Origin of the sequence: Thiohalobacter sp. COW1 (assembly GCF_016629505.1) — a bacterium.
In the GTDB taxonomy this organism is placed as follows: Bacteria; Pseudomonadota; Gammaproteobacteria; order Thiohalobacterales; family Thiohalobacteraceae; genus Thiohalobacter; species Thiohalobacter thiocyanaticus_A.
This window is the reverse complement of the sequence record NZ_AP024239.1, coordinates 497,772-512,247: the sequence shown is the minus strand read 5'-3', so window position 1 is coordinate 512,247 and position 14,476 is coordinate 497,772. Positions and strand designations below refer to the sequence as shown.

The window sequence follows — 14,476 nt, the reverse complement described above, 5'->3', positions numbered from 1 at the left end:
GAATGACGCCTAACGCGGCGCATGCTCATCCCGCGCCCGCTTGGCGCGGCTGAAGATTTCCACCAGCCGTTCGCCGTCACGCGCCTGGATGGCCTCGGTCAGGGCCGTCAGGTCCACCTGGAAATGGGCGATCATCTCCAGGATGGCCTCGCGGTTGGCCAGGCAGATGTCACGCCACATCACCGGGTCGCTGCCGGCGATGCGGGTGAAGTCACGGAAGCCGCCGGCGGCATATTGGAATATCTCATCGTGTTCGTGCAAGCGCGCCAGGCTGTCGACCGTGGCATAGGCCAGGATGTGCGGCAGATGGCTGGTGGCGGCCAGCACCCGGTCGTGATGCTCGACCCCCATCTCGACCACCCCGGCCCCGGCCGTCTCCCACAGGCCGCGCACCCGCTCCACCGCCTCGGCATCCGTATGCGCCAGCGGGGTGAGGATCACCCGGCGCTGCCGGAACAGTTCGGCGAAGGAGGCCGCCACGCCGCTGCGCTCGGTGCCGGCGATGGGATGGCCCGGCACCAGGTTGGCCGGCACGCCGCCGAAGGCCTTCTGGGCGGCATCGACCACCGCGCCCTTGGCGCTGCCCACATCGGTGATCACCGCATCCGGCGCCAGATGGGGCCTGATCTGTTTGAACACCGCTTCCATCGCGCCCATGGGCACGGCCACCAGCACCAGGTCGGCACCGGCGACCGCCTGTGCGGGATCGGTGTCATAGCGGTCGATCACGCCCAGGTCGACCGCCTGCTGCAGATGCTCGGCGCTGCGGCTGCAGCCGACAACCTCGCCCACCGCATCGTTCGCCCGCAGGGCGCGGGCCAGCGAACCGCCGATCAGTCCCACGCCGATGATGCAGAGGCGTTCAATCCGCATGGCTCAGAGCCCTCGTATGCAGCGAATGCAATAGCACGCTGCAATGCATTTTTCCGTCACCCCGGCGCAGGCCGGGGTCCAGATACCGCCGCGCCTACTGGATTCGGCCGCAGCCTGTGCCGGCGCAGGCCGATGCCGGAATGACGGAGTACACGCGGCTTCGATGTTCATGCCAGAACCTTTTCCAGCGCGGCGATGGCGCGGCTGTTCTCGGCCTCGGTGCCGATGGTGATGCGCAGATGGTTGGGCAGCCCATAGGCACCGATGGGCCGCACGATCACGCCCTCGCGCAGCAGCGCCTCGTAGACCGCACCGGCCGGGCGGCCGACATCCACGCTGAGGAAGTTGCCCACCGAAGGGATATACGCCAGTCCCAACTTGTCGCAGGCCGCCCGCCAGGCCTGCATGCCGGCGTCGTTCAAGGCCACGGCGCGGGCGATGTGCTCGGCATCGCCGAGTGCCACCTCGGCCGCGGCCAGGGCCAGGCTGTTCACGTTGAACGGCTGGCGCACACGGTTCAGCAGATCGGCCACCACCGGGCTGGACAGGGCATAGCCCACGCGCAGGCCGGCCAGGCCGTAGGCCTTGGAGAAGGTGCGGGTGATGACCAGGTTCGGCCAGCGGTCCAGCCAGGGAAGGCTGTCGGGATAGTCCGGCTCGCGGACATATTCGACATAGGCCTCGTCCAGCACCAGGATGACATCGCGCGGCACCTCGGCCAGGAAGGCCTCCAGTTCGCGCCCCGGTAGCCAGGTGCCGGTCGGGTTGTTGGGATTGGCGATGAACACCACCCGGGTGGTGTCATCGATGGCCGCGCGTATGGCCTGCAGGTCGTGGCCGTGGTCGCGCGCCGGTGCCACCTGGGGTGTCGCACCGATGGCCTGGGTGACGATGGGATAGACCGCGAAGGCGTGCTCGGAGAACACCGCGCCGCGCCCCGGGGCCAGAAAGGCCCGGGCGATCAGTTCCAGCACGTCGTTGGAGCCGTTGCCCAGGGTGATCTGCTTCAGATCGACATCGTGGCGGTCGGCCAGCGCCCGCTTCAGACCGAAACCGTTGCCGTCCGGGTAACGGGCCAGTTCGGCGACATGGGCCTGAATGGCTTCCTGCACCCGCGGACTGGGACCGAGCGGGTTCTCGTTGGAGGCCAGCTTGACCGCGTCGCGCACGCCGTACTCGCGCTCCAGTTCGGACAGCGGCTTGCCCGGCTGATAGGGCTGCAGCCCCTGCACCCCGGCAGTGGCGCAGTCGAACAGATAATGGCGTTGGTGGTCGTTCATCAATCACTCGATTCGCGGTTTTTCACTCGATCTGCAACGTAGGTCGGATTAGCCCGCAGGGCGTAATCCGACACCGGTGAGGCCCCTGTCGGATTACGCTGCGCCAACCCGACCAGCCTATTCCAAACCACAAACTCGTCATTCCGGCGCATGCCGGAATCCAGGCCCCGCTGCGGTCACTGGATCCCGGCATGCGCCGGGATGACGGGAAAACATCAACACAGGTCAGCGGCGCAGGTGGAATTGGCCCAAAGGGCGTAGTCCGACATCAGGCCGGCCCCTGTCGGGTTACGCTGCGCTGACCCGATCTGCAGTACTGTTCAAACCTGGGCGCGCGGATAGGACCCCAGCACCTTGAGAACGCTCGCCCGCTGTTCCAACTCGGCCAGCGCCGCTGCGACCTGCGCATCCCCGGCATGGCCTTCGATGTCGACGAAGAAGACATAATCCCAGACGCCGCGCCGTGAGGGCCGCGATTCGATGCGGGTCATGCTGATACCGTGCTCGTTGAACGGCGCCAGCAGGGTGTAGAGCGCGCCCGGTTCGTTGCGCACCGAGACCAGCAGCGAGGTCTTGTCCCGGCCCGAGGGCGCGACCGTCTGTTTGCCGATCACCAGGAAGCGGGTGGTGTTGCCCGGCTCGTCCTCGATGTTGCGCGCCAGCCGGTTCAGGCCGTACAACTCGGCGGCGGTTTCGCTCGCCACCGCGGCGCTGTCGGACTCGGCCGCGGCACGCCGTGCCGCCTCGCCGTTGCTGCTCACCGCGATGCGCTCGGCCTGCAGCAGGTTGGTGTCCAGCCATTCCCGGCACTGGGCCAGGGACTGCTGATGCGAGTACACCCGTTTGATGCCGGAGGTGTCAGCGGCCTTGCCGAGCAGGTGCAGTTCGATGCGCTGCTGCACCTCGCCGCAGATGTGCAGCGGCGAGCGCATGAACATGTCCAGGGTATGATTGACCACGCCTTCGGTGGAGTTCTCCACCGGCACCACGCCGTAGTGGGCGCTGCCCGATTCCACCTCGCGGAAGACCAGGTCGATCGAACCCAGGGCGGTGCTGCGAATGGAATGGCCGAAGTGCTTGAGCGCGGCGGCCTGGGTGAAGGTACCCTCGGGGCCGAGATAGGCGATGGTCAGCGGCTTCTCCAGCGCCAGGCAGGCGGACATGACCTCGCGGACCAGGCGCGCGACCTCGTCGTCGCTGAGCGGACCGGGATTGAGTTCGCGGATACGCGCCAGGATCTGCGCCTCGCGGTCGGGGCGGTAGAAGTCGTTCATCTCGCCGGCGGCCTGCTTGATCTGCGCCACATCCTGGGCACAGCGCGCCCGCTGGCTGATCAGCTCCAGCAGCTGGTCATCGATCCGGTCGATGCTCTCCCGGATGGCCTTGAGTTGGTCCGACTCGTTCATGGCTGCCGTTTGGTTGTTCTGTTTCACCTGGGTGATGGTAACGCAAAGGATGCGGAGGCGTTTATGCCCTATGGATACAGAGGCTATCAAATATATTCATCGTCATTGCGAGGCGCGTAGCGCCGCGGCAATCTCGTAACGCGGTAGCCTCAATCAAGAGATTGCTTCGTCACTTTGTTCCTCGCAATGACGGACCATTGCGCCTCCGCGTCCTCTGCGTTAATGCCACCGAATCATCTACAGAGTGCGCACTGCAAGCACGCCCTCGATGGCCTTGATCTGGTCCAGGCAGTCCTGGTCCACCTCGCCCTCGACGTCGACCAGGGTGTAGGCCAGTTCGCCGCGCGACTTGTTCAGCATGTCGATGATGTTGTGGCCGGTGTCGGCCAGCACGGTGGAGATCTGGCCCAGCATCTTGGGCACGTTGGCATTTACCACCGCCAGGCGCTGACCGTCGCTGCGCGGCATGAATACCTCGGGGAAATTGACCGAGTTGTGCACATTGCCATTTTCCAGGAACTCGCGCACCTGATCGGCCACCATGATGGCGCAGTTCTCCTCGGCCTCGCGGGTGGAGGCGCCCAGATGCGGCAGGGTCACCACCTTGTCGTGGTTCTTCAGCAGGTTGCTGGGGAAATCGCAGACATAGCCGCCGACCTTGCCGGCATCGATCGCCTTGACCACGGCCTCGTCGTCGACGATGCCGTTGCGGGCGAAGTTGAGGATGACCACGCCGTCCTTCATGTTCTTCAGCCGGTCGGCATTGATCATGTGCTTGGTGGCATCGATCAGCGGCACATGGAAGCTGACATAGTCCACCCGACTGAGCAGGTCATCCACGCTGCTGGCACTCTGCACGTCGGACGACAGCTGCCAGGCGCGCTGCACGCTGATGTCCGGATCATAGCCGATCACGTTCATGCCCAGCGCCTTGGCCGCGTTGCACACCAGCACGCCGATCGCACCCAGGCCGATCACGCCCAGGGTACGCCCCGGCAGCTCGGTGCCGACGAAGTTCTTCTTGCCGGCCTCCACCGCCTTGCTGATGGCGGCGTCGTCGCCTTCCAGGTTGCGGGCGAAGTCCCAGGCCGGGCAGATGTTGCGTGAAGCCAGCAGCATGCCGGTCAACACCAGTTCCTTGACCGCGTTGGCATTGGCGCCCGGGGCATTGAACACCGGGATGCCCAGTTCGCTCATCCTGTCCACCGGGATGTTGTTCACCCCGGCGCCGGCGCGGCCCACGGCCTTGAGCGAAGCCGGGATCTCCATGTCGTGCATCTTGTAGGAGCGCAGCAGGATGGCGTCCGGATGGGTGATCTCGGAGGCGATTTCGTAGTTGTCGCGCGGCAGCCGGTCCAGGCCGGTGACGGAGATGTTGTTGAGGGTGAGTATCTTGTACATGAAATTTATCCTACCAAAGAGCGATCAGAGCGCCGCGGAACCCACGGAAGACACGGAAAATTTTATTGTCATTGCCGTGGCGCTGCGCGCCCGGCAATGAAAAACCATAATCATTTCAATTCCGTGTTTTCCGTGTATTCCGTGGCGCTCTTGATTTACCCGTTGCGTTTTTCGAAATCGGCCATGAAGTCGATCAGCGCATCCACACCCGCCTCGGGCATGGCGTTGTAGATGCTGGCGCGCATGCCGCCGACGGAACGGTGGCCCTTGAGCGTGGTCAGGCCCTGGGCGGCCGCCTCCTTGAGGAAGGTGGCGTCCAGCTCCGGATTCGCCAGGGTGAAGGGCACGTTCATCCAGGAGCGGCACTCGGGATCGACCGGGTTGGCGTAGAAGTCCGAGCCGTCGATGGCGGCGTAGAGCTTGTCGGCCTTGCGCTTGTTGATCTCGGCCATGGCCTCAAGCCCGCCGTTGTCCCTGATCCACTTGAACACCAGTCCGGCCAGATACCAGCCGTAGGTCGGCGGGGTGTTGTACATGGAATCGGACTCGGCGTGGGTCTTGTAGTCGAACATGGTCGGGGTGCGCTCCATCGCCTGGCCGATGAGGTCCTCGCGCACGATCACCACGGTCAGGCCGGCCGGGCCGATGTTCTTCTGGGCGCCGGCATAGATCACGCCGTATTTCGACACGTCGATCGGGCGCGACAGGATAGTGGAGGACATGTCCGCCACCAGCGGCTTGTCGCCGACCTCCGGGATCCAGTGAAACTCCACCCCGCCGATGGTCTCGTTGGGGGTGTAGTGGACATAGGCAGCGTCATCGGCCAGCTGCCAGGAATCGAAGGCCGGGATGGTCATGAAGTTCTCGGACTCGGAGGTGGCGGCGACGTTGACGTTGCAATAGCGCTTGGCCTCGGCGATGGCCTTCTTGGACCAGGCGCCGGTGTTGATGTAGTCGGCCTTGGCGCCCCCGCGCAGCAGGTTCAGCGGCACCATGGCGAACTGGCTGCTGGCCCCGCCCTGCAGGAACAGCACCTTGTAGTTGTCGGGGATGCCCATGACCTGGCGCAGGTCGGCCTCGGCGGCCTCGGCGATGGACATGAACTCCTTGCCGCGGTGGCTCATTTCCATGACCGACATGCCGCTGCCCTGCCAGTCGACCAGTTCCTCCTGCGCCTGTTTCAGGACTGCCTCCGGCAGCATGGCCGGACCGGCGCTGAAATTGTAGATACGACTCATAAAAGACTCCGATTACCGTGTATTCCTGTAGGATGGGTGGAGCGAAGCGCAACCCATCATGCGTGCCGGCCTGACGATGGGTTCCGGCGCACAACGCCTGCACCCATCCTACGACCTACGCCTCGCCTTCGGAGGCTTCCTCATCCTCCTCGGCCTCGGCGATGGCGTCGATGCCGACCAGCTTTTCGTCCTCGCCGACGCGGATCAGGCGCACGCCCTGGGTGTTGCGGCCCATGCGCGAGATCTCGTCCACGCGGGTACGCACCAGGGTGCCCATGTTGGTGATGAGCATGACCTCGTCGGTCTCGCTCACCAGCTTGGCGCCGACCACGGCGCCGTTGCGCTCGTTGGTCTGGACCGAGATCACGCCCTGGCCGCCGCGGCCATGCACCGGATACTCGTCGATCGGGGTGCGCTTGCCGTAACCGTGCTCGGTGGCGCTGAGCACATCGCCCTCGGCGGCGATCAGCATGCCGATGACCTGCTGGTCCGGCTGCAGCCGGATGCCGCGCACGCCGGCAGCGGTGCGGCCCATGGCGCGCACGCTCTCCTCCTTGAAGCGGATGGCCTTGCCGGCGTCGGTGAACAGCATCACGTCCTGGTTGCCGTCGGTGACGGCCACGCCGATCAGCCAGTCCTGGTCGCGCAGTTCCAGGGCGATGATGCCGCTGCTGCGCGGCCGGGCGAAGGCGCGCAGCGGGGTCTTCTTGACCGTGCCATTGGCGGTGGCCATGAAGATGAAATCCTCGGTGTCGAAATCGCGGATCGGCAGCACGGCGTTGATGCGCTCGCCCTGCTCCAGCGGCAGCAGGTTGACGATGGGCTTGCCGCGCGCCTGGCGCCCGGCCACCGGCAACTGATAGACCTTGAGCCAGTACACCTTGCCGCGGCTGGAGAAGCACAGGATCGTATCGTGGGTGCTGGCGATGAACAGCTTGTCGATGAAGTCTTCCTGCTTCACGCTGGTCGCGCTCTTGCCGCGCCCGCCGCGGCGCTGGGCGGAGTATTCACTCAGCGGCTGGGCCTTGGCATAACCGGCGTGCGACAGGGTGACCACCACGTCTTCCTCGGTGATCAGATCCTCCAGCGCCAGGTCGGCCTCGGCCTCGCGGATCTCGGTGCGGCGTTCGTCGCCGAACTGGTCGCGCACCTGCATGAGCTCGTCGCGGATGACCTGCATCAGCCGTTCGGTGCTGTTGAGGATGGCGAGCAGGTCGTCGATCTTCTCCAGCAACTCGCGGTACTCGTCCAGGATCTTGTCCTGCTCCAGCCCGGTCAGCTGGTGAAGACGCAGTTCCAGGATGGCCTGGGCCTGGGCCTCGGACAGGCGGTAACCGGCATCGGTCAGCCCCAGTCCCGGGGCCAGGCCGTCGGGGCGCGAGGCCTCGGCACCGGCGCGCTCCAGCATGTCCAGCACCAGACCCGGCGGCCAGGCGCGGCCCATCAGGCCCTGACGGGCCTCGGCGCGGCTGGGCGAGGTCTTGATCAGTTCGATGACCTCGTCGATGTTGGCCAGCGCCACCGCCAGGCCTTCCAGGATATGGGCCCGCTCGCGCGCCTTGCGCAGTTCAAAGACAGTGCGCCGCGTGACCACCTCGCGGCGGTGGCGGATGAAGGATTCCAGAATGGCCTTGAGATTGAGCAGGCGCGGCTGACCGTCGACCAGCGCGACCATGTTGATGCCGAACACGTTCTGCATCTGGGTCTGCTGGTAGAGGTTGTTCAGCACCACCTCCGAGACCTCGCCGCGCTTGAGTTCGATCACCATGCGCATACCGTCCTTGTCGGACTCGTCGCGCAGGTTGCTGATGCCGTCGATCTTCTTGTCCTTGACCAGTTCGGCGATCTTCTCCAGCAGGCGGGCCTTGTTGACCTGGTAGGGCAGTTCGGTGACCACGATGGTCTCGCGACCCTTGCTGTCCTCCTCGATCTCGGTGCGGGCGCGCACCTGTACCCGGCCGCGGCCGGTGAGATAGGCCTCCTGGATGCCGCGCACGCCGTTGATGATGCCGGCGGTGGGGAAATCCGGGCCCGGGATGTACTCCATCAGTTCGCGGATCTCGATCTCGGGATTGTCGATCAGCGCGATACAGGCATTGATGACTTCGTTCAGGTTGTGCGGCGGGATGTTGGTCGCCATGCCCACGGCGATGCCGGCCGAGCCGTTGACCAGCAGGTTGGGGAAGCGGGTCGGGAAGACCGAGGGTTCGCTCTCGGTCTCGTCGTAGTTGGGGATGAAATCGACCGTTTCCTTGTCGATGTCGGCCAGCATCTCATGGGCGATGCGGGCCATGCGCACCTCGGTGTAACGCATGGCCGCCGGCGAGTCGCCGTCGATGGAGCCGAAGTTGCCCTGGCCGTCCACCAGCATGTAGCGCAGCGAAAACGGCTGCGCCATGCGCACGATGGTGTCGTAGACGGCGGTGTCGCCGTGGGGATGGTACTTACCGATGACGTCACCGACCACGCGGGCCGACTTCTTATAGGCCTTGTTCCAGTCGTTGCCCAGTTCGCTCATGGCGAAGAGCACGCGCCGGTGGACCGGCTTGAGGCCATCCCGAACATCCGGCAGTGCCCGGCCCACGATCACGCTCATGGCGTAATCGAGGTAGGACTGCTTCATTTCATCTTCGAGATTGACGGGCAGGACTTCTTTGGCGAATTCGGCCATGGGTGCAGTCAGTCGGTAACGTTATTTATTGTGGGGTTCCTCCGACGCCGGCGCGGCTGAACCCCGCACAGGCGCTGTAATTCGATCAATACTACCACAGCCGGGGGGCAGCGTCCCAGAAAAACGCGCCTCAGAACGAATCTGAGGCGCTCAGACGGGGTTTGACCAGGAATCGGGTATATGACTGGAGTTTCCCCACCGTCATTCCCGCGCAGGCGGGACAAAAGCGCGCAGCGCGTTGAACGCCCGGAGGGCGGCCCGCAGGGTGAGCGAAGTGAATAATCCATAAACCGCCGCGGCTGCTGGATCCCCGCCTGCGCGGGGATGACGGGGTCTTGGGTGTTGCAGTGCGGTAGGTCAGGTCAGCGCAGCGTAACCCGACACCGGCCCGGGACACGTCGGGTTACGCCCTGCAGGCTAACCCGACCTACGTATTGCCCGGCAGAAATCAGGCCGCGGCGCGGGCCATCAGCGCGGCCAGCTTGTCGCGGTCGGGCCGTTCCACCACCCCGGCCTCGGTGACGATCACGTCCACCAGTTCCGCCGGGGTGATGTCGAAGGCCGGGTTCCAGGCCTCGGCGCCGGGCGCGGCGATACGTCGGCCGCCGGCGCCCAGCACCTCTTCCCCGGGCCGCTGTTCGATGGGAATGTCGGCGCCGGAGGCGGTGCCCAGGTCCACCGTGGAGGTGGGTGCGACCACCATGAATTTCACTCCGTGATGGCGTGCGGCCACGGCCAGCCCGTAGGTGCCGATCTTGTTGGCCACATCGCCGTTGGCGGCGATGCGGTCGGAACCGACGATCACCCACTGCACCTGCCCGGTATGCATCAGGTGTGCGGCGGCGGCATCGGCCAGCAGGGTCACCGGGATGCCGTCGCGGACCAGCTCCCATGCCGTCAGGCGCGCCCCCTGCAGCCAGGGCCGGGTCTCGTCGGCGAACACGCGCCGGATGCGGCCTTCGCCCCAGGCCTGACGGATCACGCCCAGCGCGGTGCCGAAGCCGCCGGTGGCCAGCGAGCCGGTGTTGCAATGGGTAAGCACGCCCTCGACTCCGTCGAGGAAGGCCGCACCCAGTTCGCCCATGCGGCGGTTGGCGGCGATATCCTCCTCATGGATGCGCCCGGCCTCGGCGGTCAAGGCCGGTACCGGGTCGCCGTCCAGACACTGGATCAGACCGCGCATCCGCGCCAGCGCCCAGCACAGGTTCACGGCCGTGGGCCGCGCGGCGGCCAGTTGCTCCAGGTCGGGCTCCAGCGCCGTCTTCCAGTCAGCGGGGTTTTCCCGGTAGCGCTGCCGCGCGGCGATGACAACGCCATAGGCAGCGGCGATGCCGATGGCGGGCGCGCCGCGCACCACCATATCGCGAATGGCAGCGGCCACATCGGCAACGGTGCCCAACTGCAGCCAGCTTTCCGCGTCCGGCAGCCGGCGCTGGTCGAGCAGGCGCAGTTCGCCTTCCTGCCAGACCACCGCGCGAATGCTGTCAGGGGGTGTGTTCATGCTTCGTCTTCGACCGCCTGCGGTTCCAGCCGTTCCAGCCGGTAGCCGTGCTGGTAGACCGCGCCCAGCCTCCAGCCCTGCGCCGGGCTGATACCGAGCTTGTTGCGCAGGCGGCTGATGTGCGTGTCGACGGTGCGGGTGTTGAGTTCGGCCCGGGTGCCCCAGACCGCTTCCAGCAGACGGCCGCGGCTGATCAGCCGGCCCAGATTGCGGAACAGGTACAGGGCCAGGTCGAATTCCTTGTGGGTGAGATCGATCCTGTCGCCGTCACGGTACAGGGTGCGACTGGCGGTATCGATGCGGTAGGGACCGAACTCGAGCACCTGCGTCCCCGGCGTGCTGGCCCGACGCGCCAGGGCCGTGACCCGGGCCAGCATCTCCAGCGGTTTGACCGGCTTGGCCATGTAGTCGTCGGCGCCGTGCTCCAGGGCGGTCACCACATCGCTTTCCCGGTCGCGCTGGGTGATGAACAGCACCGGTGTCGTGTCTCCCCGTTCGCCGCGCAGCCAGTCCAGCACCTCCAGCCCGCTGCCGTCGGGCAGAATCCAGTCAAGGATGAGCAGGTCGTAGTCCGCCTCCTGCAGCGCCGCGCGGAATCCGGCGCAGTCGTGCCGGACGCTGACCTGGTGGTCAGCCGCCTCCAGCCACACAGTCAGGGCCTCGGCCTGAAAAGTGTCGTCTTCAAGTAGAGCGATGCGCACCTCGATGCCCTCGTCTGTGACCCTGGCGCAGCCGGCACGGCAGGCCCGAAACCACCTCATAATTGTATACAGTTTGACACACTAGGCAGATGCTCTAAAGTCAGAGATATGTATAATCTGGTCCCAGAGCGGCCCGGGCCTGCCTCCCCTGCGCCTGCGGGCGACAAAGTTTTTTCTTCTACCAATAAGGAGTAACAACAATGCACAAACTCAGCTACGCCATTCTGGTTGCCTCCACCATCACCCTGACCGGCACCGCCACGGCGGCCTCCGAGCGCACCTGCTCCTACGTCTACGATTCCGCCGGGATGGTGGTGCGCGACAGCGCCGGCGACTGCGTGCGCACCAGCGGCTGGCGTCCCGAGGGCGCGATTGCCGAGTGCGAACCGGATATGAAGAAGCCCGAGCCGGTCGCCGAGCCCGAGCCGGAACCGGCCCCGGTCCCGGCGCCGCAGCCCGTCTACAAGACCGTCAACCTGGGCGCCGGCGCCCTGTTCGACCTGAACAGCGACGCACTGCGTGCCGAGGGCAAGCGCGAACTGGACCAGCTGGTCTCCGACCTGGGACAGCTGAGTGACGTGCAGAGCATCCAGATCGCCGGCCACACCGACAGCACCGGCGACGCCGCCTACAACAAGGACCTGTCCGTACGCCGCGCCAATGCGGTCAAGAACTACCTGCTGGAGAAGGGCGTGGATCCCAGCATCATGACCACCGTGGGCTGGGGCGAGACCAAGCCCATCGCTGACAACTCCACCCGTGCCGGCCGTGCCCAGAACCGCCGCGTGGAGATCACCATCAGCGGCGAGCAGCGGGTCCAGTAAGCACCGACCGTGGCTCCCTCCTCCCCCGCCGGCCGGCGGGGGAGGCATTTCAGTCTGAACAGGACTCCCCATGGATAAAATCAACGAATTTCTGCAATCGGATTTCGTCACCACCCAACTGATTCCCTGGGCCGTCAGCCTCGTCGTTGCCCTGCTGATCTTCTTCATCGGCCGCTGGATCGCCGGAAAGATCGTCAACATCAGCAAACGCATGATGGCCCGCGGCGGCATGGACAGCATGCTGTCGAACTTCCTCGGCAACATCCTCTATGCCCTGCTGATCGCGGTCGTGATCATCGCCGCCCTGGACCACCTCGGCATCCAGACCACCTCCCTGCTCGCCGTCCTCGGCGCCGCCGGCCTGGCCGTGGGCCTGGCATTGAAGGACTCGCTGGCCAACTTCTCCTCCGGCGTGATGCTGATCGTCTTCCGCCCGTTCCGGGAAGGTGACTATGTGGAGGCCGGCGGCGTCGCCGGGACGGTGGAGAACGTCGGCATCTTCGCCACCACCATGCTCACGCCGGACAATCGCGAGATCATCGTGCCCAACGGCCAGATCTACGGCGGCACCATCACCAACGTCACCGCCCGCGAGACCCGCCGCCTCGACCTGGTGGTGGGCATCAGCTACAGCGACGACATCCGCAAGGCGCGCGAACTGGTCATGGAGATCATCAAGCAGGAAGAACGCATCCTGAAGGATCCCGCTCCGGTGGTGAACGTCGCCGCACTGGGCGACAGCAGCATCGATCTCAATGTCCGGCCCTGGGTCAACAAGGGCGATTACTGGAACGTGCGCGCGGATCTGCTGGAGACCATCAAGACCCGTTTCGACGAGAACGGCATCAGCATCCCGTTCCCGCAGCAGGACGTGTACATGCACGAGGTGAAGTCGGCCTGAACAACCTCAACGCAGAGGCGTTTATGCCCTATGGGTGCGAAGGCCGTAGAATATATCCATCGTCATTGCGAGGCGCGTAGCGCCGCGGCAATCTCGTAACCCGGCAGCCCGATCACGAGATTGCTTCGTCACTTTCGTTTCTCGCAATGACGGGGTTCTGCGCCTCCGCGCTCTCTGCGTTCCCACCGCCCAGCCTGAACAGTTGCGCCATCCGCAGCCCGTCGGCACACTGACGCGGGCACACAACCACCAAGAATTCCCATGCAAGACATCGATCTGCTGCTCCATGGCCGCTGGGTGATCCCGGTCGAGCCCGACGAACAGGTGCTCGAGCACCACTGCATCGCCGTCAATGACGGCCGCATCCTCGCCCTGTTGCCCAGCGCCCGGGCTGCGCAGCACTACCGGGCCGAAACCGAACTGCACCTGGACCACCACGCCCTGATCCCGGGCCTGATCAACGCCCATACCCACACCCCGATGAACCTGCTGCGCGGGCTGGCCGACGACCTGCCGATGATGGAGTGGCTGCACGAGCACATCTGGCCGGCCGAGCAGCGCTGGGTCAATGAAGAGTTCGTCCACGACGGCGGCCTGCTGGCCATGGCCGAGATGCTGCGCGGGGGCATCACCTGCTTCAATGACATGTACTTCTTTCCCGAGGTCACGGCCCGCGCCGCCGCCCACCTGGGCATGCGTGCCTGTGTGGGCCTGATCGCCATCGACTTCCCCACCGTCTATGCCGGTGATGCCGACGAATACCTCGCCAAGGGCCTGGCGCTGCACGACAGCTACCGCAACGATCCACTGATCCGCACCGCCTTCGCCCCGCATGCGCCCTACAGCGTCTCCGATGCCCCGCTGCAGCGTATCCAGACCCTGGCCGATGAACTCGACATTCCGGTGCACATGCACGTGCACGAGACCGCCGACGAAGTCGGGCAGGGCCTGCAGCAGAACGGCGAGCGGCCGCTGGCGCGACTGGACCGGCTGGGGCTGCTCTCCCCCGCCCTGGTCGGGGTGCACATGACGCAACTCGACGATGACGAGATCGCGCGCCTGGCCGAGACCGGCAGCCACGTGGTGCACTGCCCCGAATCCAACCTCAAACTGGCCAGCGGCTTCTGCCCGGCAGCCCGGCTGGTGGCGGCCGGCGTCAATGTCGCCCTGGGTACCGACGGCGCGGCCAGCAACAATGACCTGGACCTGTTCAGCGAGATGCGCACCGCCGCCCTGCTGGGCAAGGCGGTCAGCAACGACGCCACCGCCCTGCCCGCCCACACTGTCCTGCGCATGGCCACCCTCAACGGCGCCCGCGCCCTGGGGCTGGGCGCCGAGACCGGCTCGCTGGAGACAGGCAAGTGGGCCGACATCACCGCCGTGGACCTGGCCACGCTGGAGAGCCAGCCGGTCTATCATCCGGTCTCGCAGCTGGTCTATGCCGCCGGCCGCCACCAGGTCAGCGACGTCTGGGTGGCCGGCCGTCATCTGCTCAAGGATCGGGTGCTGACCGGGCCGGACAGCGACGAACTGCTCGCAACCGCCGCCCGCTGGCAGGCGCATCTGGCCGAGACCTGATCCGGGATTGTCCGGCAACAAACGCAGACCCGTAGGATGGGTGGAGCGCAGCGCAACCCATCGTTCACCGCACGTTTAATCGATGGGTTACGGCGCTACGCG

General features: G+C 65.7%; 11 protein-coding genes. 3 read left to right on the top strand and 8 right to left on the bottom strand.

The features are described from left to right. Window positions 1–9 precede the first annotated feature (9 nt). From COW1_RS02320 to COW1_RS02285, 8 genes are all read right to left on the bottom strand, one after another. Window positions 10–873 (bottom strand): prephenate dehydrogenase/arogenate dehydrogenase family protein, encoded by an 864-nt coding sequence (locus tag COW1_RS02320; protein WP_201345308.1) that lies wholly within the window; start codon window positions 871–873, stop codon window positions 10–12. A gap of 167 nt (window positions 874–1,040) precedes the next feature. Then, on the bottom strand, window positions 1,041–2,153 hold the full coding sequence (gene hisC / locus COW1_RS02315) for a histidinol-phosphate transaminase (protein WP_201345307.1): 1,113 nt from the start codon (window positions 2,151–2,153) through the stop codon (window positions 1,041–1,043). Window positions 2,154–2,473: 320 nt separating this feature from the next. Then, on the bottom strand, window positions 2,474–3,559 hold the full coding sequence (gene pheA, locus COW1_RS02310) for a prephenate dehydratase (protein WP_201345306.1): 1,086 nt from the start codon (window positions 3,557–3,559) through the stop codon (window positions 2,474–2,476). A 237-nt stretch (window positions 3,560–3,796) separates the two neighbouring features. Then, window positions 3,797–4,960 carry a phosphoglycerate dehydrogenase gene (locus COW1_RS02305; RefSeq protein ID WP_201345305.1) on the bottom strand — a complete coding sequence of 388 codons (1,164 nt, stop codon included), beginning with the start codon at window positions 4,958–4,960 and terminating at the stop codon, window positions 3,797–3,799. A 155-nt stretch (window positions 4,961–5,115) separates the two neighbouring features. Then, a complete protein-coding gene (gene serC / locus COW1_RS02300) occupies window positions 5,116–6,198 on the bottom strand; it encodes a 3-phosphoserine/phosphohydroxythreonine transaminase (protein WP_096366641.1) in 1,083 nt (360 codons plus the stop codon). A gap of 115 nt (window positions 6,199–6,313) precedes the next feature. Beyond that, the gene (gyrA, locus tag COW1_RS02295) at window positions 6,314–8,869 is read right to left on the bottom strand and encodes a DNA gyrase subunit A (RefSeq protein ID WP_096366642.1); all 2,556 of its coding nucleotides are present in this window, start codon (window positions 8,867–8,869) and stop codon (window positions 6,314–6,316) included. 448 nt (window positions 8,870–9,317) lie between these two features. After that, window positions 9,318–10,370: an S-methyl-5-thioribose-1-phosphate isomerase gene (gene mtnA, locus COW1_RS02290; protein ID WP_201345304.1), complete on the bottom strand. Its 1,053-nt coding sequence runs from the start codon at window positions 10,368–10,370 to the stop codon at window positions 9,318–9,320. Continuing rightward, window positions 10,367–11,131, bottom strand: a complete 765-nt coding sequence (locus COW1_RS02285; RefSeq protein ID WP_201345303.1) for a response regulator transcription factor — start codon at window positions 11,129–11,131, stop codon at window positions 10,367–10,369. The genes mtnA and COW1_RS02285 overlap by 4 nt, the downstream gene beginning before the upstream one ends. A 140-nt stretch (window positions 11,132–11,271) precedes the next feature. Here COW1_RS02285 and COW1_RS02280 point away from each other — a divergent pair, with 140 nt between their 5' ends. From COW1_RS02280 to COW1_RS02270, 3 genes are all read left to right on the top strand, one after another. Beyond that, a complete protein-coding gene (locus tag COW1_RS02280; RefSeq protein WP_201345302.1) occupies window positions 11,272–11,895 on the top strand; it encodes an OmpA family protein in 624 nt (207 codons plus the stop codon). Between the two features lie 70 nt (window positions 11,896–11,965). Beyond that, window positions 11,966–12,796 carry a mechanosensitive ion channel family protein gene (locus COW1_RS02275; RefSeq protein ID WP_201345301.1) on the top strand — a complete coding sequence of 277 codons (831 nt, stop codon included), beginning with the start codon at window positions 11,966–11,968 and terminating at the stop codon, window positions 12,794–12,796. A 261-nt stretch (window positions 12,797–13,057) separates the two neighbouring features. Continuing rightward, window positions 13,058–14,374 (top strand): TRZ/ATZ family hydrolase, encoded by a 1,317-nt coding sequence (locus tag COW1_RS02270; protein ID WP_201345300.1) that lies wholly within the window; start codon window positions 13,058–13,060, stop codon window positions 14,372–14,374. The last annotated feature ends 102 nt before the right edge of the window (window positions 14,375–14,476 follow it).

Bases quoted from the DNA above. Each gene is read 5' to 3' on its own strand.
- COW1_RS02320 (WP_201345308.1), bottom strand. From the start codon at position 873: ATGCGGATTGAACGCCTCTGCATCATCGGCGTGGGACTGATCGGCGGT.
- hisC (WP_201345307.1), bottom strand. From the start codon at position 2,153: ATGAACGACCACCAACGCCATTATCTGTTCGACTGCGCCACTGCCGGG.
- pheA (WP_201345306.1), bottom strand. From the start codon at position 3,559: ATGAACGAGTCGGACCAACTCAAGGCCATCCGGGAGAGCATCGACCGG.
- COW1_RS02305 (WP_201345305.1), bottom strand. From the start codon at position 4,960: ATGTACAAGATACTCACCCTCAACAACATCTCCGTCACCGGCCTGGAC.
- serC (WP_096366641.1), bottom strand. From the start codon at position 6,198: ATGAGTCGTATCTACAATTTCAGCGCCGGTCCGGCCATGCTGCCGGAG.
- gyrA (WP_096366642.1), bottom strand. From the start codon at position 8,869: ATGGCCGAATTCGCCAAAGAAGTCCTGCCCGTCAATCTCGAAGATGAA.
- mtnA (WP_201345304.1), bottom strand. From the start codon at position 10,370: ATGAACACACCCCCTGACAGCATTCGCGCGGTGGTCTGGCAGGAAGGC.
- COW1_RS02285 (WP_201345303.1), bottom strand. From the start codon at position 11,131: ATGAGGTGGTTTCGGGCCTGCCGTGCCGGCTGCGCCAGGGTCACAGAC.
- COW1_RS02280 (WP_201345302.1), top strand. From the start codon at position 11,272: ATGCACAAACTCAGCTACGCCATTCTGGTTGCCTCCACCATCACCCTG.
- COW1_RS02275 (WP_201345301.1), top strand. From the start codon at position 11,966: ATGGATAAAATCAACGAATTTCTGCAATCGGATTTCGTCACCACCCAA.
- COW1_RS02270 (WP_201345300.1), top strand. From the start codon at position 13,058: ATGCAAGACATCGATCTGCTGCTCCATGGCCGCTGGGTGATCCCGGTC.